This is a genomic window from Actinomadura sp. NEAU-AAG7 (assembly GCF_018603865.1).
In the GTDB taxonomy this organism is placed as follows: Bacteria; Actinomycetota; Actinomycetes; order Streptosporangiales; family Streptosporangiaceae; genus Spirillospora; species Spirillospora litoris.
On sequence record NZ_JAHFZY010000006.1, the window covers coordinates 146679 to 169902 of the forward strand.

Annotated in this window: 22 protein-coding genes; 11 read left to right on the forward strand and 11 right to left on the reverse strand. The window is 73.8% G+C overall.

Annotation, left to right across the window (positions count from 1 at the left end):
- The first annotated feature begins 32 nt into the window (after positions 1 to 32).
- Entirely contained in the window at positions 33 to 1226 is a 1194-nt protein-coding gene (locus tag KLI87_RS27015; protein WP_214619204.1) for an RtcB family protein, read from the forward strand.
- A 2-nt stretch (positions 1227 to 1228) separates the two neighbouring features.
- Entirely contained in the window at positions 1229 to 1429 is a 201-nt protein-coding gene (locus tag KLI87_RS27020) for a hypothetical protein (RefSeq protein WP_214619205.1), read from the forward strand.
- Positions 1430 to 1436: 7 nt separating this feature from the next.
- Here the strand turns inward: KLI87_RS27020 and KLI87_RS27025 are convergent, their stop codons facing one another.
- From KLI87_RS27025 to KLI87_RS27035, 3 genes are all read right to left on the reverse strand, one after another.
- The gene (locus KLI87_RS27025; RefSeq protein ID WP_156216816.1) at positions 1437 to 2120 is read right to left on the reverse strand and encodes a response regulator transcription factor; all 684 of its coding nucleotides are present in this window, start codon (positions 2118 to 2120) and stop codon (positions 1437 to 1439) included.
- 10 nt (positions 2121 to 2130) lie between these two features.
- The gene (locus KLI87_RS27030) at positions 2131 to 4263 is read right to left on the reverse strand and encodes an MMPL family transporter (protein ID WP_214619206.1); all 2133 of its coding nucleotides are present in this window, start codon (positions 4261 to 4263) and stop codon (positions 2131 to 2133) included.
- A 241-nt stretch (positions 4264 to 4504) separates the two neighbouring features.
- Positions 4505 to 5314, reverse strand: a complete 810-nt coding sequence (locus KLI87_RS27035; RefSeq protein WP_214619207.1) for an alpha/beta hydrolase — start codon at positions 5312 to 5314, stop codon at positions 4505 to 4507.
- 148 nt (positions 5315 to 5462) lie between these two features.
- Here KLI87_RS27035 and moaA point away from each other — a divergent pair, with 148 nt between their 5' ends.
- The 3 genes from moaA (at position 5463) to KLI87_RS27050 (ending at position 7460) form a co-directional block, all read left to right on the forward strand.
- On the forward strand, positions 5463 to 6452 hold the full coding sequence (gene moaA, locus KLI87_RS27040) for a GTP 3',8-cyclase MoaA (protein WP_214619208.1): 990 nt from the start codon (positions 5463 to 5465) through the stop codon (positions 6450 to 6452).
- A 33-nt stretch (positions 6453 to 6485) separates the two neighbouring features.
- Positions 6486 to 7067 (forward strand): molybdenum cofactor guanylyltransferase, encoded by a 582-nt coding sequence (locus KLI87_RS27045; protein ID WP_214619209.1) that lies wholly within the window; start codon positions 6486 to 6488, stop codon positions 7065 to 7067.
- 72 nt (positions 7068 to 7139) lie between these two features.
- On the forward strand, positions 7140 to 7460 hold the full coding sequence (locus KLI87_RS27050; RefSeq protein WP_246249740.1) for a DUF6457 domain-containing protein: 321 nt from the start codon (positions 7140 to 7142) through the stop codon (positions 7458 to 7460).
- On the opposite strand, the gene KLI87_RS27055 is transcribed toward KLI87_RS27050, so the two are convergent.
- On the reverse strand, positions 7457 to 7693 hold the full coding sequence (locus tag KLI87_RS27055; RefSeq protein WP_156216812.1) for a hypothetical protein: 237 nt from the start codon (positions 7691 to 7693) through the stop codon (positions 7457 to 7459). The genes KLI87_RS27050 and KLI87_RS27055 overlap by 4 nt on opposite strands.
- 63 nt (positions 7694 to 7756) lie before the next feature.
- Between KLI87_RS27055 and KLI87_RS27060 the strand changes: the two genes are divergently transcribed.
- Positions 7757 to 9247, forward strand: coding sequence for an MFS transporter (locus KLI87_RS27060; RefSeq protein WP_308166202.1), 1491 nt, complete (start codon positions 7757 to 7759; stop codon positions 9245 to 9247).
- Here KLI87_RS27060 and KLI87_RS27065 read toward each other — a convergent pair.
- The 3 genes from KLI87_RS27065 to KLI87_RS27075 form a co-directional block, all read right to left on the reverse strand.
- Positions 9210 to 10565, reverse strand: a complete 1356-nt coding sequence (locus tag KLI87_RS27065) for an NAD(P)/FAD-dependent oxidoreductase (RefSeq protein WP_214619210.1) — start codon at positions 10563 to 10565, stop codon at positions 9210 to 9212. The two genes, KLI87_RS27060 and KLI87_RS27065, sit on opposite strands and share 38 nt — an antisense overlap.
- Positions 10555 to 11355, reverse strand: a complete 801-nt coding sequence (locus tag KLI87_RS27070) for a tryptophan 2,3-dioxygenase (RefSeq protein ID WP_214619211.1) — start codon at positions 11353 to 11355, stop codon at positions 10555 to 10557. The genes KLI87_RS27065 and KLI87_RS27070 overlap by 11 nt, the downstream gene beginning before the upstream one ends.
- A 104-nt stretch (positions 11356 to 11459) precedes the next feature.
- The gene (locus KLI87_RS27075) at positions 11460 to 11960 is read right to left on the reverse strand and encodes a MarR family transcriptional regulator (protein WP_156216809.1); all 501 of its coding nucleotides are present in this window, start codon (positions 11958 to 11960) and stop codon (positions 11460 to 11462) included.
- Positions 11961 to 12049: 89 nt separating this feature from the next.
- Here KLI87_RS27075 and icmF point away from each other — a divergent pair, with 89 nt between their 5' ends.
- The gene (icmF, locus tag KLI87_RS27080) at positions 12050 to 15268 is read left to right on the forward strand and encodes a fused isobutyryl-CoA mutase/GTPase IcmF (RefSeq protein WP_214619212.1); all 3219 of its coding nucleotides are present in this window, start codon (positions 12050 to 12052) and stop codon (positions 15266 to 15268) included.
- Positions 15265 to 16050, forward strand: a complete 786-nt coding sequence (locus KLI87_RS27085; protein WP_214619213.1) for a helical backbone metal receptor — start codon at positions 15265 to 15267, stop codon at positions 16048 to 16050. Before icmF ends, KLI87_RS27085 begins: the two co-directional genes overlap by 4 nt.
- 40 nt (positions 16051 to 16090) lie before the next feature.
- Here KLI87_RS27085 and KLI87_RS27090 read toward each other — a convergent pair whose 3' ends face one another.
- The gene (locus KLI87_RS27090) at positions 16091 to 17242 is read right to left on the reverse strand and encodes an acyl-CoA dehydrogenase family protein (protein WP_214619214.1); all 1152 of its coding nucleotides are present in this window, start codon (positions 17240 to 17242) and stop codon (positions 16091 to 16093) included.
- Between the two features lie 480 nt (positions 17243 to 17722).
- Positions 17723 to 18076 carry a DUF3099 domain-containing protein gene (locus tag KLI87_RS41130; RefSeq protein WP_214619215.1) on the reverse strand — a complete coding sequence of 118 codons (354 nt, stop codon included), beginning with the start codon at positions 18074 to 18076 and terminating at the stop codon, positions 17723 to 17725.
- Between the two features lie 89 nt (positions 18077 to 18165).
- Between KLI87_RS41130 and KLI87_RS27100 the strand changes: the two genes are divergently transcribed.
- Entirely contained in the window at positions 18166 to 18378 is a 213-nt protein-coding gene (locus tag KLI87_RS27100) for a dodecin (RefSeq protein WP_156216806.1), read from the forward strand.
- A 192-nt stretch (positions 18379 to 18570) separates the two neighbouring features.
- Here KLI87_RS27100 and KLI87_RS27105 read toward each other — a convergent pair whose 3' ends face one another.
- Both KLI87_RS27105 and KLI87_RS27110 read right to left on the reverse strand, forming a co-directional pair.
- Entirely contained in the window at positions 18571 to 19944 is a 1374-nt protein-coding gene (locus KLI87_RS27105) for a metallopeptidase TldD-related protein (RefSeq protein WP_156217044.1), read from the reverse strand.
- Between the two features lie 5 nt (positions 19945 to 19949).
- Complete coding sequence (locus KLI87_RS27110) at positions 19950 to 21449, reverse strand: TldD/PmbA family protein (RefSeq protein WP_214619216.1); 1500 nt, start codon at positions 21447 to 21449, stop codon at positions 19950 to 19952.
- Between the two features lie 274 nt (positions 21450 to 21723).
- On the opposite strand from KLI87_RS27110, the gene KLI87_RS27115 reads away from it, so the two are divergent.
- Positions 21724 to 22428 (forward strand): beta-ketoacyl-ACP reductase, encoded by a 705-nt coding sequence (locus tag KLI87_RS27115; protein WP_156216805.1) that lies wholly within the window; start codon positions 21724 to 21726, stop codon positions 22426 to 22428.
- 5 nt (positions 22429 to 22433) lie between these two features.
- Entirely contained in the window at positions 22434 to 23222 is a 789-nt protein-coding gene (gene fabI, locus KLI87_RS27120; RefSeq protein ID WP_156216804.1) for an enoyl-ACP reductase FabI, read from the forward strand.
- Positions 23223 to 23224 lie beyond the last annotated feature (2 nt).

Sequence of the window (23224 nt, forward strand, 5' to 3'; positions counted from 1 at the left end):
CTCGGTTCGGTCACCCGTCAGAAGGAGAAGGCATGCCGTACCAGACTCTGAAGGGCGGCCGCGTTCCGATCCGGATGTGGACCGACCCCGGCACCGTCGAGGATCTCGCCCTCGACCAGCTCCGCAACGTCTCCGCCCTGCCCTGGGTGGAAGGGCTCGCGGTGATGCCCGACGTCCACTACGGAAAGGGCGCGACGGTCGGTTCCGTCATCGCCATGCGCGACGCGGTCTCCCCGGCGGCGGTCGGCGTCGACATCGGCTGCGGAATGACCGCCGCGAAGTCCTCGCTCACCGTCGAGGACATGCCGGACGACCTTTCGGGCCTCCGCCACCGCCTGGAGCGGGCGATCCCGGTCGGGCGCGGCTCGCACAAGCAGGCGGTGGACCCCTCGGGGCTGCCGAACCTGAAGGAGCGCGGCTGGTACGACTTCTGGAAGGCGTTCGAGGACCTGCACCCGGCGGTCCGCGCCCGCCTCGGCCGCGCCCGCCAGCAGATGGGCACGCTCGGCGGCGGCAACCACTTCCTGGAGCTGTGCGCGGACGACGACGGCGCGGTCTGGCTCGTCCTGCACTCGGGGTCCCGCAACATCGGCAACGAGCTGGCCGAGCACCACATCGAGGCCGCCCGCAAGCTCCCGCACAACCAGGACCTGCCGGACAACGACCTCGCGGTGTTCCTCACCGGCACCGCGAAGATGGACGCCTACCGGCACGACCTGTTCTGGGCGCAGGAGTACGCGCGCCGCAACCGCGCGGTCATGATGGCGCTCGCGCAGGGCGTCGTGACCCGCCGGTTCGGCGACAACCGCTGCAAGTGGGACGAGGTCATCTCCTGCCACCACAACTACGTGGCGGAGGAGACCTACGACGGCGCCGAGCTGCTCGTCACCCGCAAGGGCGCGATCCGCGCGGGCGCGGGGGACCTCGGCATCATCCCCGGCTCGATGGCGACCGGCACCTACATCGTGCGCGGCCTCGGCAACGAGACCGCCTACAACTCGGCCTCGCACGGCGCGGGCCGCCTGATGAGCCGCAACAAGGCCCGCAAGAACTTCACGGTGGAGGACGTGATCGAGCAGACGAAGGGCGTCGAGTGCCGCAAGGACGGCGGCGTCATCGACGAGATCCCGGGCGCCTACAAGGACCTGGAGACGGTGATGGCGGCGCAGTCCGACCTGGTCGAGGTCGTCGCCCACCTGCGCCAGCTGATCTGCGTGAAGGGCTGACCGTGCCCGGGGCGGGGAGGCGGCGGCAGCGGCCGGGGAACGCGGCCGCCGCCGCGGACGGGATGGAGCCGCACCGCCGGACGGTGCGGCTCGGCGGCGCCTGGGCCACGGACGCCTTCCCGACGGGCACGGCCGTCACACCCGCCCGCGCGGAGGCCCTGCGCGCCGAACCGGCCCGGAAGGCCGGCCCTGGCCCGCCCTGACCTGGCGCTAGGCGGGCGGGGGCCGCAGCACGTAGCCGACGCCCCGGACGGTGTGGATGAGCTTCGGCTCGCCCGCGTCGACCTTGCGGCGCAGGTAGCCGATGTAGGACTCGACGATGCTCGCGTCGCCGCCGAAGTCGTACTCCCACACCCGTCCGAGGATCTGCGGCTTGGACAGGACCCGCCCCGCGTTCTCCATCAGGTAGCGCAGCAGCCGGAACTCGGTGGGCGACAGCCGCACCGGCGCCCCGCCCCGCAGCACCTGGTGGGACGCCGGGTCCAGGCTCAGGTCGGCGACGGTGAGCAGCCCCTCGGGCCCGCCGCTGCGGCGCAGCACGGCGCGGATACGCGCGATCAGCTCCTCCAGGTCGAAGGGCTTGGTGACGTAGTCGTCGCCCCCGGCCGTGAGCCCCCTGACCTTGTCGGACGGGGCGTCCCGCGCGGTGAGGAACAGCACCGGCAGCGGGCCGCCCCGCTCGCGCAGCCGCGCGATGACCGAGAAGCCGTCGAGGTCGGGGAGCATCACGTCCAGCAGCACGAGGTCGGGCCGCTCGCGCGCCGCCGCGGCCACCGCCTCCTCGCCGGTGGCCGCGGAGGTCACGGCGAACCCCGCGAACCGCAGGCTCGCCGCCAGCAGCTCGCGGATGGTCGGCTCGTCGTCCACCACGAGAAGCCGCGCGCTCTCCTCCATGATCCTGAGACTAGGGCGTGTGCCGGCCCGCCGGGACCGGCGCCGGGCGGTCGGCGGGCGGCGCGTCGCCGTGGCCGGGCCACCAGGCGCGGTGCCCGATGAGCGCGGTCAGCCCCGGCGTGACGAACAGCGCCATGACGAACGCGGCGACCGCGATCCCGAACGAGATCGCGAAGCCGACCTCGACGAGGACCTGGTTGCCCGCGAGCATCAGCGCGGCGAACGACCCGGTGAGGATCAGCCCGGCGGCGCCGATCGTGGGCCCGGTGTGCCGGATCGCGGCGGCCAGCGCGGGCCGCGGCGCGGCGCCCTCCCTGGCCTCCTCCCGCAGCCGCGCCATGATCAGGATGTTGTAGTCGGTGCCGAGCGCGACGACGAACATGTACATGATCAGCGGCAGGTGGAACAGCAGGCCCGGTTTCCCTCCGACCTGCTGGAACAGCAGCGCCGACGCGCCGAGCGTCGCGCCGAAGCCGAGCCCGACGGAGGCGAGCAGGTACCAGGGCGCGACGAGGCTGCGCAGCAGCAGCGCCAGCACCACGAAGATCAGCGCGGCGGCGGCCGGGAACACGATCGAGTAGTCCCGGTTCATCGCGGAGCGGATGTCGACGAACACCGCCGTGCTGCCGCCGACCAGCGCGTCGGTCCCCTCGGGGGCGGCCTGGCGGGCGGTGCGGCGCAGCGGGCCCCGCACGGTGTCCAGCGCGCGGGCGGACTCGGGCGCCGAGGACAACACGACCGCGAACCCGGCCGTCCCGCCGTCTGGGCTGACCTGCGGCGGCGCGACCTCGCCGACGCCCTCCACGGCCTTCAGCCGGTCGCCGAACCGGGTGAGCGCCGCCCGGTCGAGCTTGCGGCCGGTCAGGTAGACGTGGGTCGGGTCGGTCGCCCCGGCGGGCAGGCCCTTCTGGAGGTCCTGGAGCGCGACCCGCGACTCCGCCGAGGACGGCAGCGCCCCGGCCGCGAGGTCGAAGTCGGGCCTGAACCCGAACGACCCCACGGCGAGGACGGCGAGGATCCCCCCGGCGACCGACGCGTACAGCGCGGGACGCCGCGCCAGCGACGCGCCGACCCGCGCGAACCGCGCGGCCTCCGGCTCCCGCCGCCACGCCTTGGAGGGCCAGAACACCTTCGTGCCCAGCAGGGAGACCACGGCAGGGACGAGCGTCAGGCCGCCCAGCAGCGTGACGGTGACGGCGATCGCCAGCGACGGCCCCCAGGAGCGGAACAGCGACAGCGTCGACAGCGTCATCGCCAGGAACGCGATGATCACCACCCCGGCGGCCGAGGTGATCGCCTCGCCGACCCGGGTGAGCGCGCCGACCATCGCGGTCTTCGGGTCGTCGCCCGCGCGCAGCCGCTCGCGGTAGCGGAACATCAGGAACAGGATGTAGTCGGTGCCGACGCCGAACAGCACCACGATGAGCAGCTGCGAGGCCGAGGAGTCCGCCCGCAGCCCGAGCGCCCGCACGGTCGCGGCGATCAGCCCGTTGGCGACCTGCGACAGCACGGCCAGCACGACGATCGGCAGCAGCGCGGTCACCGGGCTCCGGAAGATCGCCAGCAGCAGGACCAGGATCAGCACCAGCGTGGCGAGCATGACGAGCAGGTCGGCGTCGCCGCTGGACTCCCGGTCGTCCAGCGTGGCGGACGCGGCGCCGGTCGTCCGCGCCCGCAGCCCCGTGCCCGCGGTGAGCCGCTTCAGCTCGCCGCGCAGCGCGTGCGCCGCGTCCGCCGCCTCGGGGGTCTCGGTGCCGACGTCCGACGGCATCCGGACGGCGATCGTCTGCACGAGCCGGTTCGGCGACGGCGGCCCCGGCACCAGCTCGGCGACGTCCTTGAGGTGCGCGTCCCGCGCCGACCGCGCGATCCCGGCGACCCGCGCCGAGTCGGCGGCCGTCAGCGGGCGCCCGTCGGCGCGGCCGACGACCACGACCGCCGCCGGTGTGAAGGTGTCGGGGAACGCCGCGTCCTGCACCTTCTGCGCCCTGACCGACTCGTAGTGGCCGGGCAGGAAGTCGCTCTCGTCGTTGCTGGTCGGCAGGCCGGGGGACAGGGCGATCACGGCGACCGCCGCCACGACCCACACCGCGATCACGCGCCAGGGGTGCCCCACCACCATCCGGCCGAGCCTGGCGAACACGCGCGGGTCCGCCGATGTCGAGTCAGCACCCTCTCGGGGTCTCCTGGTGAATTTCACGCGGCCAGGCTGGCGCGGGGTTCCGGCAGGTCCCTGGGAGCGGCGGGGGCGGCGGCTGGGAGCCGGCCGGACCCGCGCGGCCCCGCCCGGACGCGGTGCGTGATCGGCGCCGGTCACGGCCGGGCCGAGGACGGGGAGCGCCCGGGGACTCCCAGGCGGCTCCCAGAGGATTCACGGGTTCCGCTCAGCCGCCCAGCACGCGGTCGATGAACGCGGTGACGTCCGCGAGGACCTCGTCGCGGTTGGTCTCGTTGAACACCTCGTGGCGGGCGCCCGGGTAAAGCCGCTCGGTGAGGCCCGGACCGCGGACGGCCTCCACGCCGACCCGGCTGTCCTCCGGGCGGACGAGCCGGTCCGCCTCCCCGTGCACGTACAGGACGGGGAGCGCGCCCAGCGAGCCGTGCTCGTTGACGCGGCGCAGCGCCGCGTCCAGCGCCTGGACGGTGCGCTTCCTGAACGGGCCGTGCCATACGAGCGGGTCCGCGGAGTAGGCCAGGCCGACCGCCGGGTCCCGCGAGAGCGTGGCGGTGTCGATCGGGTCGGTGGGCATCTCCTCCAGCGGCAGCAGCTCCTCCACCACGTGCCAGCGGCCCAGCACCGGCCCCGACAGCGCCAGCAGGGCCAGCCCCGCCCCGTGCAGCTGGGCGTACCGGGCGGCGACCAGGCCGCCCATCGAGTGGCCGATCATCACGACCGGCAGCCCGGGATGGTCGCCGCGCGCCGCCTCCACCACCGTGTGGACGTCGGCGACGACGTCCTCGTAGTCCTCGACCAGGACCCGCTCGCCCGCCGACAGCCCGTGCCCCATGTGGTCGGGCCCGCACACCGTGGCGCCGTGCCGCACCAGGACGTCGGCGACGTGCCCGTAGCGCCCGAGGTGCTCGCCGTAGCCGTGCACGAGGACGGCGACGTACCTCGGCTCCGGGGCCGCCCAGACGCGCGCCGTGACGGCGCCTCTCGTCCCCGCGAACTCCCATGTCGTCGGCGTGACCATCCGTGACCTCCCGTGTCCATCGCGTACCGGGTCGAAACCGTCTCCCGTGATGACGCGGATCGTCAACCGCCGCAATAGGCTGGAATGACCGACCACAATCGCCGGCGGCCCGCTGCCCGGGCCGTCCAGCAGCAGGAAAGGGGCGCCCGTGCTGGTCGACACCTTCGGCCGAACCGCGACGGACCTACGGGTCTCCCTCACCGACCGGTGCAACCTTCGGTGCTCGTACTGCATGCCGCCGGAGGGGCTGGACTGGCTGCCCAAGCCGGAGCTGCTCACCGACGAGGAGGTGCTGCGGCTCGTCCGGCTCGGCGTCACCGAACTCGGGATCACCGAGGTCCGCTACACCGGCGGGGAGCCGCTGCTGCGGCGCGGCCTCACCGAGATCGTGCGGCGGACGGCCGCGCTCGCGCCGCGCCCGCAGGTCTCGCTGACCACCAACGGCATCGGCCTGGACCGGCTGGCGGCGCCGCTCGCCGACGCCGGGCTCGACCGGGTGAACGTCTCGCTCGACACCCTCGACCCGGCGACGTTCAAGCGGCTCGCGCACCGCGACCGGCTCGGCGACGTCCTGGCCGGGCTCGCGGCGGCGCGCGCGGCCGGGCTCACGCCGGTGAAGATCAACGCGGTGCTGATGCGGGGGGTCAACGACCACGAGGCGGTCCCGCTGCTGCGGTTCTGCCTTGAGCACGGCTACCGGCTCCGCTTCATCGAGCAGATGCCGCTGGACGCCCAGCACGGCTGGACCCGCGAGAACATGATCACCGCGGAGGAGATCCTCGACCGGCTCTCCGCCGAGTTCGACCTCGTACCCGGGGACGCGCACGCGCGCGGCAGCGCCCCCGCCGAGGCGTTCACCGTCGACGGCGGGCCCGCGCAGGTGGGCGTGATCGGCTCGGTGACCCGCCCGTTCTGCGGCGCCTGCGACCGGGTCCGGCTCACCGCCGACGGGCAGGTCCGCAACTGCCTGTTCGCCACCGAGGAGTCCAACCTGCGCGACGCCATGCGCGGCGGCGCCACCGACGAGGAACTCCTGGAGCGCTGGCGCGCGGCGGTGCGCGCCAAGCGCGCCGGGCACGGCATCGACGACCCGTCCTTCCTCCAGCCGTCGCGTCCGATGTCGGCGATCGGCGGCTGAGCGGCCCCGCGGCCTTCCGAACGGAGCGTGACGATGGGCGAGGGGCCGGTGTTCGACGCGGTCGTGCTGGCCGGGGGCCGGGCGCGGCGGTTCGGCGGCGACAAACCGGGCGCGGCCGTCGGCGGGCGGGCGCTCATCGAGTGGGTGGCCGCCGCCGCGTCGGGCGCGTCCCGGCTGGTCGTGGTCGGCCCGCCGCGCGGCGTGCTGGCCGAGGCCGTCCACGTGCGGGAGGACCCGCCGGGCGCGGGGCCGGTCCCCGCGCTGCGGGCCGGGCTCGCCGAGGTCAGCGCGCCGTGGGTCGCGCTGCTGGCCGCCGACCTGCCGTTCCTGCGTCCCGCGCACCTCGCCGCGCTGCTGGACGCGGCGCGGGCCCGCCCCGGCGCCGTCCTCGTGGACGAGGACGGCCGCGAGCAGTGGCTCGCGGGCTGCTGGCGGACCGCCGCCCTCCGCGACGCCCTCGCCGGGTACACGGGCGCGTCCCTGCGCGGCGTCCTCGGGCCGTTGGAACCGGCCGGGGTCGCGCTGCCCGCCGGGGCCCGCCCGCCGTGGTACGACTGCGACACCCCGGAGCAACTCGCCCGCGCCGAGCGCCTCGCGCGGCGCGACGGGCGTTGACCGTGCGAGAGTGGGCACCGCGGAGGACGGCACCGCGAACGACGGCACCGCGAACGACGGACAGGGGGACGCATGTCGGTACTGGAGGAGTGGCTGGAGGCGGCCTGCGGGGAGCTCGGCCTGGAGCGCGGCGACATCGACCGTGACCTGGTGCTCGACCTGGCCCGCGACGTCGCCCACGGCGTGGCGCGGCCGGGCGCGCCGCTCACCGCCTACCTGCTGGGCCTCGCGGTCGGGCGCGGCGCCCCCGCCCGGGACGCCGCCGCCCGCCTCACCGAGCTCGCCGAGGGCTGGCAGAAGGCGGAACCGCCCCCGCCCGCCGATCCGGCCCCGCCCGCCGATCCGGCCTCCGCCGCCCCCGCTGCCGCCGCCGCCGTCCTCGACGAGACCTAGCCCTCGGGGAGGTTCCGGTCGGCGACCGGGACGACGTCGCGCAGGAAGTCGCGGCGGCCCAGGAACGCCGACAGGCTCTCGCGGTGCTCGTCGCAGGCCAGCCAGATCTTCCGCCGGTCCGGCGTGTGGATCTTCGGGTTGTTCCAGCGCAGCGCCCAGACGGCGTCGGCGCGGCAGCCCTTGGCGGAGCACTGGAGTTCGTCGGGGCCGGTCTCCGGCGCGGAATCGGTCATACCGCAACTCTGGCATGGCGACACCGCGCGTTTGACGGCGCGATCTTCGGAAAGGACGGGCTCGTGCGCACCGGGACCCCGGCCGCCGCCGGGGACGGCCCGGGCGCGCGGCGCCGCTGGCAGGCGCTGTCGGTGTGCCTGGTCGCCGCGTTCATGACCCTGCTGGACGTCAGCATCGTCAACGTCGCGCTGCCCTCGATCCGGGAGGGCCTGGACGCGTCCGAGGCGGGCCTCCAGTGGATCCTGTCGGGGTACGCGCTGACGTTCGGGCTCGTCCTCGTGCCCGCCGGGCGGCTCGGCGACGCGCGCAGCAGGCGCGCGGTGTTCATGTCGGGGCTGGCGCTGTTCACCGCCTCCAGCGCCCTCGCCGGGATCGCGCCCGGCATCGGCTGGCTGGTCGGCGCGCGGCTCGCCCAGGGCGTCGCGGGCGGCATCCTGAACCCGCAGGTCGCCGGGCTCATCCAGCAGCTGTTCCAGGGCGCCGAGCGGGGCAAGGCGTTCGGCGCGCTCGGCTCGGTCATCGGGATCGCGACCGCCACCGGCCCGCTGCTCGGCGGCGCGCTGATCGCGCTGGCCGGGGCCGACAACGGCTGGCGCTGGGTGTTCTACGTCAACGTCCCGGTCGGCCTGCTCGCGCTGCCGCTGGCGTGGCGGCTGCTGCCCGAGCCGATCTACGGGGAGCAGCGCGGGCTCGACCCGCCGGGGGTGCTGCTGCTGGGCTCGGGCGTGCTGTGCGTGCTGCTGCCGTTCGTCCAGAACCAGGAGTGGCACGGGCCCGCCAAGTGGCTGCTGCTGCCCGCCGCCGCCGCGCTGATCGCCGCGTTCGTGACGTGGGAGCGGCGGACGCGGACGCCGATGGTCGACCTCGGCATGTTCCGGCGCCGCTCCTACGCGCTCGGCGCCGCGATCGCGCTGCTGTACTTCGCCGGGTTCACCGCCGTGTTCTTCATCTTCACCCTGTACCTGCAGAACGGCCTGCACTACAGCGCGCTGGAGGCGGGCCTGGCGATCACGCCGTTCGCGGTGGGGTCGGGCGTCGCGGCCTCGGTCGGCGGACGGGTGGTGCACAGGTACGGACGGCCGCTCGTCGCCGCCGGGCTCGGCCTGGTCGCGGTCGGGCTGGTCGCCGCGTGGGTCGCGGTCGAGCTGGAGCCCGGACGCGGCGTCGCGCTCGCGACCGCGGTGCCGCTGCTGCTCGCGGGCACCGGGAGCGGGCTGGTGATCGCGCCCAACCAGACGATCACGCTGTCGGAGATCCCCTACACCGAGGGCGGCAGCGCCGCCGGGGTGCTCCAGACCGGCCAGCGCGTCGGCACCGCGACCGGGATCGCCGCCGTCGGTTCGGTGTTCTTCGCGTCGGTCTCCGGGAGCCGCGGCGACTGGGCAGCCGCGTTCCGGCAGGGCCTCATCGTCATCCTGGCGTTCGTCCTGGCGGCGCTGGCCGCCGCCGTCGCCGACCTCGTGATCTCCAGCCGGCGGGGACGTCCGGCGGAGGGCGGCGAGGCGGCCGGGGCCGTCAGCGGCGGCTCCGCCGGCGAAGGATCCGCAGGCTGAGCACGAGCGCCCCCGCGGCCCCGGCGGCGGACCCGGCGAGGACGCGGTTCTGCCGCCGGATGCGGGACGGGATCTCCGCGTAGGGCATGGTGGAGAACGACACCAGCTCGTACCGGGAGACGTAGCGGCCCGCGAGGCGCCGCTCCAGCGCGTGCGTCGCGGCCTGCTTGGCCCGGTAGACCGGCGAGGACACCCGGTCGCGCATCTCGACGAAGTTGTCCAGCGCCATCTCGGCGATCGCGTCGGTGTTGGCCTTGCGGCGCTCCTGGTAGAGCGACAGCGCGCGCGGCCAGTGCCCGTCGGTCTCGGTCAGGCACCGGTCGATCTCGATGCAGTCCTCGAACGCGCAGTTGGCGCCCTGCCCGAAGAACGGGACGATCGCGTGCGCCGCGTCCCCGAGCAGCGCGACGATCGCGCCGTCGCCGTAGCGCACCCACGGCCAGCACCGGACGGTGACGAGCGACCCGACGGGGTTGCGCCCGTAGTCCTCGACGAGCCCCGGCATCAGCTTCGCGACGTCCGGGTAGTGCTCGGCGAAGTACGCGGCGACCCGGTCGGGGGTGTCCAGGACGTCGAAGTCCGACTTCGGCCAGAACAGCGTGCAGGTGAAGGACCGGTCGAGGTTGGGCAGCGCGATCATCATGGACGTGCCGCGCGGCCAGATGTGCAGCGCGTCCGGGTCCAGCGCGAACCCGCCGTCGCGCGGCGGGACCGTCAGCTCCTTGTAGCCGTGCTCCAGGAAGTCGGTGTCGCCGTCGGGCCGCAGCGACGCGCGGACGGCGCTGTAGGCCCCGTCCCCGGCGAGGACGACGTCGGCGGGCTCGGTGCTGGAGCGGCCCGCCGGGTCCTCCAGGAGCAGCGCGCCCGCCTTGGTGTCCACGCCCGTGACGCGCCGGGAGAAGACGAGCCGGACGCCGGGCGTGGCCTCGGCGGTCTCCAGCAGCGACCGGTTCAGCTCGGCGCGGCCGATCGAGTTGATGGCGCGCCCGCCGTCGGCGCTGTAGGGCTGGAAGTTCGGCTCGCCGCCGCGCGGGTGCACCATGCGGCCGTGCATGGGCAGCGCCTGCTTCAGCGCGTGGTCGCGCAGCCCGACCTGCTCCAGCGCCGCCAGGCCGCGGGCCGAGATCGCGAGGTTGATGGAGCGGCCCTGCTCGGCGCCCGCGACGCGCGGGTCGGGGCGCCGCTCGTACACCGTCACCTCGATGCCGCGCCGGCCGAGCAGCACGGCGAGCAGGCAGCCCGCGAGGCCCGCGCCGACGACGGCGACCCGTCCGCCGCCCCCGGCGCCGCCGCCGGCGGCCTCGTCATCAGGCGCCATGGACGGGGACCTCCTCGGTCTGCGAGCGGACCTCCCACAGGTCGGGGAAGGCGGGCGCGAACAGGGTGGAGCGCAGGTAGTCGGCGCCCGCCGAGCCGCCGGTGCCGATCTTGGCGCCGATCGTCCGCTCGACCATCTTCAGGTGCCGGTACCGCCACTCCTGGATGCCCTCGTCCACGTCGACGAGCGCCTCGCACACCTCGGCCGCCGGTCCGCTCTCGTCGGCGTAGACCGCGAGCAGGATCTTCTGGACGCCCGCGTCCGGCTCCCACCCGCCCGAGACGTCCCGGTCGAGGGCCTCGGGCGGGACGGGATGGCCGCGACCGGCCAGGTAGCGCAGCAGCGAGTCGAACAGCGACGGGCGCGCGACCGCGGCCTGGAGGCGCTCGTCGTCGCGCAGGTCGGAGGCGGGGAAGGCGCGGCGCCCGAGGACGGCCTCCAGCTCGCGGAACTGCTCGCTCTGGAAGCCGCTGGAGGTCCCGAGCGCGTCGCGGAAGGACGCGAACTGCCGGGGCGTCATGGTCTCCAGCACGTCCAGCTGGCCGACGACGGTTTTGAGGATCTTGGCGATGCGGCGGGCGGTGTGCAGCGACCCGGCGCTGTTGCCCTCCTCCAGCCTGCGCTGGAGCAGGGCCGCCTCGTGCAGGATCTGCTTGAACCACAGCTCGTAGACCTGATGGATGATCACGAACAGCATCTCGTCGTGCGCGCCGGTCCTCGGCTCCTGGCATGACAGCAGCCGGTCGAGTCGCAGATAGCCGCCGTACGTCGTCGTCGGCGAATCCGCCATTGCCGCCTCCTCGCGCCTTCCGGGGTGTGATTCGCAGCATATTTGATCTACCGGTCATCCGGCCCGAGGGGCGGGCATGAGTCACAAATCCGGCATCTCGGGCGTCAGGGCTCCTCGACCTCGCCCGTGGCGGCGCGGACGGCGCGCAGCGCCGCGGTGATCTCGACGGCCCGCGCGGCGGGCAGCCCGGCGATGCCGAACCCGGACTCGTTGAGCGCGGCGGTGGCCTCCTCCGCCAGCTCGCGCCCGGCGCCGGTGATGGTGGCGAGGACGACGCGGCGGTCGGCGGGCGAGGGGCCGCGGCCGACCAGGCCGCGCTGCTCCAGGCGCCCGATCACGTTGGTCACCGACGCGGGGTGCACCATGAGCCGGTCGCCCATCTTGCCCATCGGGAGGGTGCCGGTGCGCGTGAAGGCGAGCAGGCGCAGCGCCTCGTAGGCGGCGAACGTGAGGCCGTAGGGCTTGAGGACGGCCTCGACGCGGCTCAGCAGCAGCTGCTGCGCGCGCATCACCGAGGTCACGGCGGCCATGTGGTCGGCGTGCTCGGGCCAGCGGAGGCTCCACTGGCGGTGGGCCTCGGCGATGGGATCGGGGGTGGCGGGCATCGCATGAGCGTATGTGTCCTTGACCTGATCGCGCACGGAAACTATTTTAACTTCCAAATATTGGATGTCCAAGGGTTGAGGTGGAGACGGTGACGGGGCAGCTCCACGTGCCGGAGCATCCGGTGCGGTTCGTGACGGCGGCGGCGCTGTTCGACGGGCACGACGCGGCGATCAACATCATGCGGCGGATCCTCCAGGCGCAGGGCGCCGAGGTCGTGCACCTCGGGCACGACCGCTCGGTGCGCGAGGTCGTCGACGCCGTCCTGGAGGAGGACGCGCAGGGCGTCGCGATCAGCTCCTACCAGGGCGGGCACGTCGAGTACTTCGAGTTCCTCGCGCGGAGCCTGAAGGAGGCCGGCGCCGGGCACGTGCGGGTGTTCGGCGGGGGCGGCGGCGTGATCGTGCACGAGGAGATCGCGCGGCTGTCGGCCGCCGGGGTGCGGATCTTCTCGCCCGAGGACGGCCAGCGCCTCGGCCTGCCCGGGATGATCAACGAGCTGGTCCGCGACTGCGACGTCGACCTGGCCGCCGAGCCCGCCGCCGCGGACGGGGTCGTCGCCGGGGACCGGCGCGCCCTCGCCCGCGCGATCACCTGCCTCCAGGCCGGGAAGCTGCCGGAGGCCGACCGGGCGCTGCTCGCCGAGGCCGCCGGGAAGCGGCGCGTGCCCGTGCTCGGCATCACCGGGACGGGCGGCTCCGGCAAGTCCTCGCTCACCGACGAGCTGGTGCGGCGGCTGCGCGTCGACCAGCAGGACAAGGTCCGCGTCGCGGTGCTCGCCGTCGACCCGACCCGGCGGCGCGGCGGCGGCGCGCTGCTCGGCGACCGCATCCGGATGAACTCCCTCGACGGCGACCACGTGTTCTTCCGCTCGCTCGCCACGCGCGGCGCGCGGGAGCTGCCCGGCGGCATCGAGGACATCGTCACCGCGTGCAAGGCCGCCGGGTACGACCTCGTGGTCCTGGAGACCCCCGGCATCGGGCAGGGCGACGCCGCGATCGTCCCGCTGGTGGACGTGTCGCTGTATGTGATGACGCCGGAGTTCGGCGCCGCGTCCCAGCTGGAGAAGATCGACATGCTCGACTTCGCCGACGTGGTCGCGATCAACAAGTTCGAGCGGCGCGGCGCGGCCGACGCGCTGCGGGACGTCTCGCGGCAGCTCGTCCGCAACCGGGAGGCGTTCGGGCAGCGGCCCGACGACATGCCGGTCTTCGGCACGAGCGCCGCCACGTTCAACGACGACGGCGTCACCGCGCTCTACCAGCACCTGGGCGGGCTCCTCGGCGAGCACGGGCTCCGCCTGGAGCCCGGGACGCTGCCCGAGGCGGAGACGAAGGTGTCCACCGGCGCCGCGACGATCATCCCGCCCGCGCGCGTCCGGTACCTGTCCGACATCGCCGAGACCGTGCACGGCTACCACGCGGCGACGCGTCGGCAGGTCGAGGCGGTCCGGCGCGTCCAGCGGCTGGACGAGGTGCGCGCGGAGCTGACCGACGCCACCGAGGTCGAGGCGCTGCTGGAGCGGGCCCGCGGGGACGTCGACCCCGCGAACGCCGAGCTGGTCGAGGGCTGGCCCGCCGTCGTGGAGTCCTACTCGGGCGAGGAGCAGGTCGTCCGGATCCGCGACCGGGAGCTGCGCACGCCGCTGGCCCGCGAGTCCCTGTCGGGCAGCCGGATCCCGCGCGTCGCGCTGCCCCGCTACACCGACCACGGCGAGCTGCTGCGGTTCCTGCGCTCGGAGAACCTGCCGGGGAGGTTCCCGTTCACCGCCGGGGTGTTCCCGTTCAAGCGCGACAACGAGGACCCGGCGCGGATGTTCGCGGGGGAGGGCGACCCGTTCCGCACCAACCGGCGCTTCAAGCTGCTGTCGGAGGGGCAGCCCGCGACCCGGCTGTCCACCGCGTTCGACTCGGTCACGCTGTACGGGCGCGACCCGGGCGAGCGCCCCGACGTGTACGGCAAGGTCGGCACGTCCGGGGTGTCGATCGCGACGCTGGACGACATGAAGGCGCTCTACGACGGGTTCGACCTGTCCTCGCCGACCACGTCGGTGTCGATGACGATCAACGGGCCCGCGCCGACGATCCTGGCGTTCTTCCTCAACACCGCCATCGACCAGGGCATGGACGCCTTCCGCGAGGAGCACGGCCGCGAGCCGTCCGAGGAGGAGGCGGCGGGGGTGCGCGCGCGGGTGCTGGCCACCGTGCGCGGTACCGTCCAGGCCGACATCCTCAAGGAGGACCAGGGGCAGAACACCTGCATCTTCTCCACCGAGTTCTCGCTGCGGATGATGGGCGACATCCAGGAGTGGTTCATCGCCAACTCCGTCCGCAACTTCTACTCGGTGTCCATCTCCGGCTACCACATCGCCGAGGCGGGCGCGAACCCCATCAGCCAGCTCGCGTTCACGCTGGCGAACGGGTTCACCTACGTCGAGTCCTACCTGGCGCGCGGCATGGACGTGAACGACTTCGCGCCGAACCTGTCGTTCTTCTTCTCCAACGGCATGGACCCCGAGTACAACGTCCTCGGACGCGTCGCCCGCCGCATCTGGGCCGTCGCCATGCGCGACCGGTACGGCGCCGACGAGCGCAGCCAGAAGCTCAAGTACCACGTGCAGACGTCGGGGCGGTCCCTGCACGCGCAGGAGATGCACTTCAACGACATCCGCACGACGCTCCAGGCGCTCATCGCGATCTACGACAACTGCAACAGCCTGCACACCAACGCCTACGACGAGGCCGTCACCACCCCGACCGCCGAGTCCGTCCGCCGGGCCCTGGCGATCCAGCTCATCATCAACCGCGAGTGGGGCCTCGCGATGAACGAGAACCCGCTCCAGGGGTCGTTCGTCATCGACGAGCTGACCGACCTCGTCGAGGAGGCGGTGCTCGCCGAGTTCGACCGGATCAGCGAGCGCGGCGGCGTGCTCGGCGCGATGGAGACCGGCTACCAGCGCGGCCGCATCCAGGACGAGTCGATGCTGTACGAGCAGCGCAAGCACGACGGCTCGCTGCCGATCGTCGGCGTCAACACCTTCCGCGGCCCGGACGCCGACTCCGGCACCCCGGTGTCGATCGAGCTGGCGCGCGCCACCGACGAGGAGAAGCGCTCGCAGCTCGACCGGGTCCGGGCCTACCAGGCCGCGCACCGCGAGGAGGCCGAGTCGGCGCTGGCCGCGCTCAAGGACGCGGCGCGCTCGGGCGGGAACGTGTTCGCGGTCCTGGTCGACGCGGCCCGGGTGTGCAGCCTCCAGCAGATCACCGACGCGTTCTTCGAGGTCGGCGGCCAGTACCGCCGCAACGTATGACGCGTTCCGGTGGGCCGGGCACCGACGACACCGGCGCGGCCGTTCCCCTGCCCGAGCGGGTGCGCCGGGTCGTCTCGCTCGTCCCGTCCCTGACCGAGACGGTCGCGGTGAGCGCGCCCGGCCTGCTCGCCGGGGCCACCGACTGGTGCACCCACCCGGCCGGCCTGGACGTGCCGCGCGTCGGCGGGACGAAGAGCCCCGACCTGGGGAAGGTCGCCGCGCTGCGGCCCGACGTCGTCCTCGGCAACACCGAGGAGAACCGGCCCGGCGACGTCGAGGCGCTGCGCGCGTCCGGCGTCCCCGTCTGGATGACCGAGATCCGCACCGTGGACGAGGCGCTCCCCTCCCTGCGCCGCATGCTGGCCGGGGCGTGCCGCGTCCCGGCGCCCGCGTGGCTGGAGGAGGCCGAGCGCGTCTGGGCGCGGGTCGCGCCCGGCGCGCCGCGCGCGGCGGTCGTTCCGGTGTGGCGGCGGCCGTGGATGGTCGTCGGCCGCGACACCTTCACCGGCGACGTCCTGTCCCGGCTGGGCGTCGCGAACGTCTACGCCGGGCACCCCGAGCGCTACCCGAAGGTCCCGCTGGAGGAGCTGAACGCGGCGGGCGCGGACCTGGTCGTCCTGCCCGACGAGCCCTACCGCTTCACCGCGGCCGACGGCCCGGAGTCCTTCCCCGGCCTGGACGCCGCGCTCGTCGACGGCCGCCACCTCACCTGGTACGGGCCCTCGCTGGTGGACGCGCCGTCCGTGCTGGCGCGGCAGCTGGCCGAGGCCCGCCGCTACTGATCCCCGGGTACTGATCCCCGGGTACTGATCCCCGGGCCGCTCAGACCTGGAGGTCCTTGGCGATGATCGTCTTGAGCACCTCGCTGGTGCCGCCGTAGATCCGCGAGACGCGGGCGTCGGCGTACAGCCGCGCGATCGGGTACTCCAGGATGTAGCCGTAGCCGCCGTGGAGCTGGAGGCACTTGTCGACCACGCGCGCCTGCACCTCGGTGCAGAACAGCTTGGCGACGGCCGCGTCGGCGGGGGTCAGCTCCCCGGCGTCCAGCGCCTCGATCGCGCGGTCCACCAGCGACCGCGCCGCCTCCACCTCGGTGGCGCACTCGGCGAGGACGAACCGGGTGTTCTGGAACGAGGAGACGGGCTTGCCGAAGACCGTCCGGTCCCGCACGTACGCGCGGGCGAAGCCCACCGCCGCGGCGGCGGAGGCGTAGGAGGTCGTGGCGATGCCGAGCCGCTCCTCCGCCAGGTTGTGGGTGAGGTACTCGAACCCGCGCCCCTCCTCGCCGAGCAGGTCCCCGGCGGGCACCCGCACGTCGGTGAACGACAGCTCCGCCGTGTCGGAGCTGCGGAGCCCGATCTTCTCCAGCTTGCGCCCGACCGCGTACCCCTCGCTGCGGGCGTCGACCGCGAGGATCGACAGGCCCGCGCGCCGGTCGCCGGCCGGGGCGGCGGAGGTGCGGGCCACCACCAGCACCCGGTCGGCCAGCACCCCGCCGGTGATGAAGGTCTTGGCGCCGTTCAGCACGTAGTGGTCGCCGTCGCGCCGCGCGGTGGTGCGCATCCCGGCGAGGTCGGAGCCGGTGCCGGGCTCGGTCATCGCGATGGCCGTCATCATCTCGCCGGCCGCGAACGGCGGCAGCCAGCGCTCCTTCTGCTCCCGCGTCGCGTACTTGAGCAGGTAGGGCAGCACCAGGTTGACGTGGACGACGTAGCCGCCGAAGCCCACCCCCGCGCGGGCGCACTCCTCGGCGACCACGGCCTGGTACTTGAAGCTGGTCTCGCCCGCGCCGCCGTACTCCTCGGGCACCTGGATGCCGAGGATCCCGAGCTCGCCGAGCCGGTTGTAGAACTCGCGCGGCGGGTGGCCCGCCTCCTCCCAGGAGCCGAACACCGGTGCGACCTCGGCGGCGACGAAGCCGCGGATCATCTTCCGGAACGCCTCGTGATCCTCGTTGAACAGGGTGCGGCGCACGCTGTGCCCCTTCCGGACGCCGACGGGCGGAACTCGCGAATCGCCAAGCTAGCTCGAATCCCGTTCTAGTAGCAACCGCCCAAGGCATGATGACGTGCGCGGATATGGCGGGGGATGTCCTGGAAGCGAACCCGGCGTCCGGTCCGGAGGTCGCGCGGCGACCCGCACGGCTCCCCGCCGGAAAAGTTCGACCGGGCGGATTTCGGCTCGTGGCCGAACCAGGCCAGCTTTGGGCCTGGGCAACGCGGCGAAAATGTGCTCACCGGCCGTGGCGTCCTTCAAGGGCGGCCCGCGCACCGGTCAAGGGGGAGCCCCCGGACATGAAAAGCGGCGCCGGGTGGATACGGGGGCAATCCACCCGGCGCCGCATCATCGGTGTTCCGACGGGGGCCCGGAACACCGGCACGGGCGCTCCGACGGGGGACCAGAGCGCCGGTACAAATCGTACACCGAAACCCCCCGCGGTTAGTCAAGAGAATGTCACGACCCGATTTCCGGTCGCTGTCCGGAAATCGGCTTCTGTGCGCGGCTCCCAGGGTCCTCCTGGGACTCTCCGGAGGGCTCCTCGAAGTGCGGGGAGGCGGTCGGCTCCCGGCCGCCGTTCGCCACGATCACGCTGACGTAGGGCAGGAACAGGGCTCCGGCCACGAGGATCCCGACAGCCCACAGCGGGGCGCCGGCCATCGCCGCGACGACCGCGCCGACGAAGCAGCTCGTCCGGATGCCCATGGACACGAGGTAGCGCCGCTGCCGGTGCCCGATGTCCTCCGACATGGGGCGCGGCGCGTCGGTCACCGTGTAGACCTCGGGCCTACGGCGGGGGTTCACCTTCACATTTCCACGGTAAGCCCAAGGAGTCCGCCGGGCGACAGCAGGTCGCCCCCGGCATTTCCCAGGGAACCGCTGATGTCTGGAGGCACGGGATGACCGACCGCACATACCGGGTGACCGAGATCGTGGGGACCTCGCCGGAGTCCGTCGAGGCCGCGATCCGCAACGGGATCAGGCGGGCCGCGCGCACGCTGCGGCACCTGGACTGGTTCGAGGTGACGCAGGTCCGGGGCCAGATCGAGGAGGGGGAGGTCGCCCACTACCAGGTCGGCCTGAAGGTCGGATTCCGCCTGGAGGACGACTGAGAATCCCCCGAAACGCTGACAGTGCGCCTGACAGGTCCAGGGGGCGCTGTCGAGGCCCCGGGCCCCCGCCCGGGGCGCCGGGCCGCCCACGGGCGAATCAGAGCGCCTCGGGGGCGGCCCGGGAGACGGCGCGGGGCCGCCCGGAGAGGGACTCCGGGCGGCCCCGGCCGCTCGTGATCGCCGGAGGCGCCCTCAGGACGCCTGGGAGACCGTCGACATGTTGAAGTCGCCGATCCGCACCGGCGGCATCGCGGCGCGGGTGAAGTAGTCCGACCACTCGCGGGGCAGCGTCGGCGCCGTGCGGCCGACCTCGGCCAGCCGCGACAGCAGGTCGACCGGGCTCTCGTTGAACCGGAAGTTGTTCACCGCCCCGACGACCTCGCCGCCCTCGACGAGGTACACGCCGTCGCGGGTGAGGCCGGTCAGCAGCAGCCGCTGCGGATCGACCTCGCGGATGTACCACAGGCAGGTCAGCAGCAGCCCGCGCTCGGTGCGGGCGATCATGTCCTCCAGCGCGGCGCCGCCCTCGGGCCCCGCCATCACGAGGTTGTCGATCGACGGCGTGAGCGGCAGCCCGGTCCGCCGGGCGGAGTGGCGGGTCTGGGCGAGCGAGGCGAGCTCGCCGTCCCGGATCCAGTCGGTGGCGGCCAGCGGCAGGCCGTTGTCGAACACCGACGACTCGCGGCTGGAGGCGTGCGCGACGACGAACGGCGCGCACTCCAGGCCCGGCGCCGCCGGGTCGCTGGACAGCGTCACCGGCAGGTTCGCCAGCCGCTCGCCGACGCGGGTGCCGCCGCCGGGGGCGCTGAACACCGTCCGGCCGTCCTCGGCGTCGTGCGCGCCCGCCGACCAGTACAGGTAGACCATCAGGTCGGCGACGGCGCTCGGCGGCAGGATCGTCTCGTACCGCCCGGCGGGCAGGTCCACGCGCCGCTCGCCCCAGCCGAGCCGCCGCGCGAGCCCCTCGGCCATGCCGGGGACGTCCACGTCGGTGAAGTCGCGCGTCGGGACCCCGGCCCAGGCCGAGCCGCCCGCGCCCTTGGCGTTCAGCTCCAGCAGCCCGGTCGGCTGGTCGTGGCGCAGCCGGAGCCCGGCCGAGCTGCCGACGAACGTCGAGGTCATGACGTGGTTGGCGAACCCGTACAGCCGCCGGTCGGCCGCCTGCGCCCGCGCGAACGCCTCGCCGAGCGCGGGCGCGACGCCCTCGAACACCCCGATGCCGGTTTCGGCGGGGGCCTCGTCCCAGTCCGCGCTCGCGCCGTCGGCGACCAGCGGCGCCGCGTCCTCGGCGGGCTCGTTGCCCGCGGCGTCGGCCTCGGCGGCGCGCACCAGGTCCTCGACGCCGTCGGGGCCGACGGCGGCGCGCGACACCACGCCCGCCGCGACCCCGCCGCCGGTGCTCCGCAGCGCGATCACCGTGAGGCGGCTGGAGCGCGTGACGCCGTTGGTCGTGAGGGTGTTGCCCGCCCACCGCAGATTGGCGGTGGCGGATTCGTCGGCGATCACCACGCAGTCGTCGGCGCGGGACAGCGCCAGGGCCCGTTCGACGGCCTCCTGCGGCCCCATCGTGCTCACTGGCCGGCCTCCTTCAGCGCGTTGAGGATGTTGACGCCGCGGAACAGCGCCGCGGGGCAGCCGTGGCTGACCGGCGCGACCTGCCCCGGCTGGCCCTTGCCGCAGTTGAACGCGCCGCCGAGCACATAGGTCTGCGGGCCGCCGACCGCCTCCATCGAGTTCCAGAAGTCGGTGGTGGTGGCCTGGTAGGCGACGTCGCGGAGCTGCCCCGCCAGGCGCCCGTTCTCGATCCGGTAGAAGCGCTGCCCGGTGAACTGGAAGTTGTACCGCTGCATGTCGATCGACCAGCTCTTGTCGCCGACGATGTAGACGCCCCGGTCCACACCGGAGATCAGCTCGTCGGTGGAGGGGCCGTCCTCGGCGGGCCGCAGCGACACGTTCGCCATCCGCTGGATCGGCATGCTGGACGCCGAGTCGGCGAACGCGCACCCGTTGGAGCGGTCGGCGCCGGTCAGCCGCGCGATGCGCCGGTCGGTCTGGTAGCCGGTGAACAGCCCGCCCGACACGATGTCGAACGCCTGCGTCTCCACGCCCTCGTCGTCGTAGCCGATCGTCGCGAGGCCGTGCTCGGCGGTGCGGTCGCCGGTGATGTTCATGACCTCCGACCCGTATTGCAGGCTGCCCAGCTTGTCGGGGGTCGCGAACGAGGTGCCCGCGTAGGCGGCCTCGTACCCGAGCGCGCGGTCCAGCTCGGTGGCGTGCCCGATCGACTCGTGGATCGTCAGCCACAGGTTGGACGGGTCGATCACGACGTCGTAGGCGCCCGCCTCGACCGACGGCGCCGCGAGCTTCTCCGCGAGCAGCTCCGGGATGCGCTCAAGCTCGCCGTCCCAGTCCCAGTGGGCGCCGGTCAGCCACTCCCACCCGTACCCGGCGGGCGGGGCGAGCGTCCGCATCGTGTCGAAGCGGCCCTCGGAGATCCCGACGGCGTTGACCACCGGGTGCAGCCGGACCCGCTGCTGGGTGGTCACGGTGCCCGCGAGGTCGGCGAAGAACTTGTTCTCCTTCACCTGGAGCAGCGTCGCGTCGACGTGGTCGACGCGGTCGTCGGACAGCAGCCGGCGGCTCCAGCCCGCCAGCAGCGCGACCTTGTCGGCGGTGGGGACCGCGAACGGGTCGGTCTCGTAGGAGGACACCCACGTCCGCTCCCCGTGGACGGGCTCGGGCGCCAGCTCGATGGGCTCGCGGTTGACGGCACGGGCGACGGCGGCGACCTCGACGGCCTGGGCCGCGACGCGGGCGGCCCCTTCGGGGGTGAGGTCGATGCCGGCGGCGAAGCCCCAGGTGCCGTCCTTGACGACCCGGACCGACAGCCCCACGTCGTCGGCGTCCAGCGCGGTCTCCAGGGCGGCGTCGGCGAGCCGGAGGGTCTGGCTGCGGATGCGCTCCAGCCGGAAGTCGGCGTGCTCGGCGCCGAGCTCGCGGGCCCGGCTCAGGGCCGCGTCGGCCAGCGCGCGCAGCGGCAGCGCGGTGAAGGCGGGATCGATGTCATGCACCCTCAGCAACCTACCCCGCCGGCCTCCGCGGCGGCTTCGCGGCGGCCTTCGCGGCGGCCCGAACAAAGCCGGGTCAGCGGATCTTGTCGGGTCGGCACATCCTCTTCCCCCCGGGGGCCCGCTAGTGTCCAGGCTGCCGCCCCGGGACAATCGGCTCGGGGTGGTCGCGGACGGCGGTCGAGACCGGCCGCGGGGCCGGGGCGGGGGCGCGCCGCTCCGGCCCGTCCCGTCCCCTCGCCGGGGAGTTCCACCACTGCGCAACGAGAGGGTCGTGATGAGTCGCTCTGTCCTCGTGACCGGCGGTAACCGGGGCATCGGCCTGGCCGTCGCCCGCGAGCTGGCCGCCGCGGGCGACGCGGTCGCCGTCACCTACCGGTCCGGCGAGCCTCCCGAGGGGCTGTTCGGCGTCCGCTGCGACGTCACCAGCGCCGAGGACGTGGACGCCGCGTTCGCCAAGGTCGAGGCGGAGCAGGGCCCGGTCGAGGTGCTCGTCGCCAACGCGGGGATCACCAAGGACACCCTCCTGGCCATCATGAGCGAGGAGTCGTTCACCTCGGTCCTGGACACCAATCTCACCGGCGCTTTCCGCGTCGCCAAGCGCGGCGTGAAGGGCATGATGCGCAAGCGCACCGGCCGGATCGTGCTGGTGTCGTCGGTGGTCGGGCTCATGGGCTCGCCGGGGCAGACGAACTACGCCGCCTCCAAGGCGGGCCTGGTCGGGTTCGCCCGGTCCCTGGCCCGCGAGATCGGCTCCCGCAACATCACGGTGAACGTGGTCGCGCCGGGGTTCGTCGACACCGACATGACGGCGGTGCTGACCGAGGACCAGCAGAAGGCGATCACGGCGTCGATCCCGCTCGGCCGCATCGCGCGGCCCGAGGAGGTCGCCAAGGCCGTGCGGTTCGTCGCGAGCGAGGACGCCGCCTACATCACCGGGGCCGTGATCCCGGTCGACGGCGGCCTGGGAATGGGGCACTAGAGGTCATGGGAATTCTCGAAGGCAAGCGGATCCTGGTCACGGGCGTCCTGACCGACAAGTCGATCGGCTTCCACATCGCGCGGGTCGCGCAGGAGCAGGGCGCCGAGGTGGCGCTCACCGCCTACCCGCGCCCGACCCTCACCCAGCGCACCGCCAAGCGGCTGCCGTCGGGCCCCGACGCGCCGCCGCCGGTGCTGGAGCTGGACGTGACCAGCGCCGAGCAGCTCGACGGCCTGGCCGACGGCCTGCGCGGGCACGGCTTCGAACACCTCGACGGCATCGTCCACGCGATCGCGTTCGCGCCGCAGAACGCGCTCGGCGGCAACTTCCTCGACACGCCGTGGGAGGACGTGGCGACCGCCGTCCACGCCTCGACGTACTCGCTGAAGTCGCTGACGATGGCGTGCCTGCCGCTGATGAAGGACGGCGGCTCTGTCGTCGGCCTGGACTTCGACGCCACCAAGGCGTGGCCGGTGTACGACTGGATGGGCGTCGCCAAGGCCGGGCTGGAGTCCTGCTCCCGCTACCTGGCCAAGTACCTCGGCCCGCAGGGCATCCGCGTCAACCTCGTCGCGGCCGGGCCGCTCGCCACGATGGCGGCCAAGAGCATCCCCGGGTTCGAGGGCATGACGGACATGTGGCCGAAGAACGCCCCGCTCGGCTGGGACGTCAAGGACAGCGAGCCCACCGCCCGCGCCTGCGTCGCGCTGCTGTCGGACTGGTTCCCGGCGACCACGGGCGAGATCGTCCATGTGGACGGCGGCATCCACGCCCTCGCCGCCGCGTCCCAGTAGCG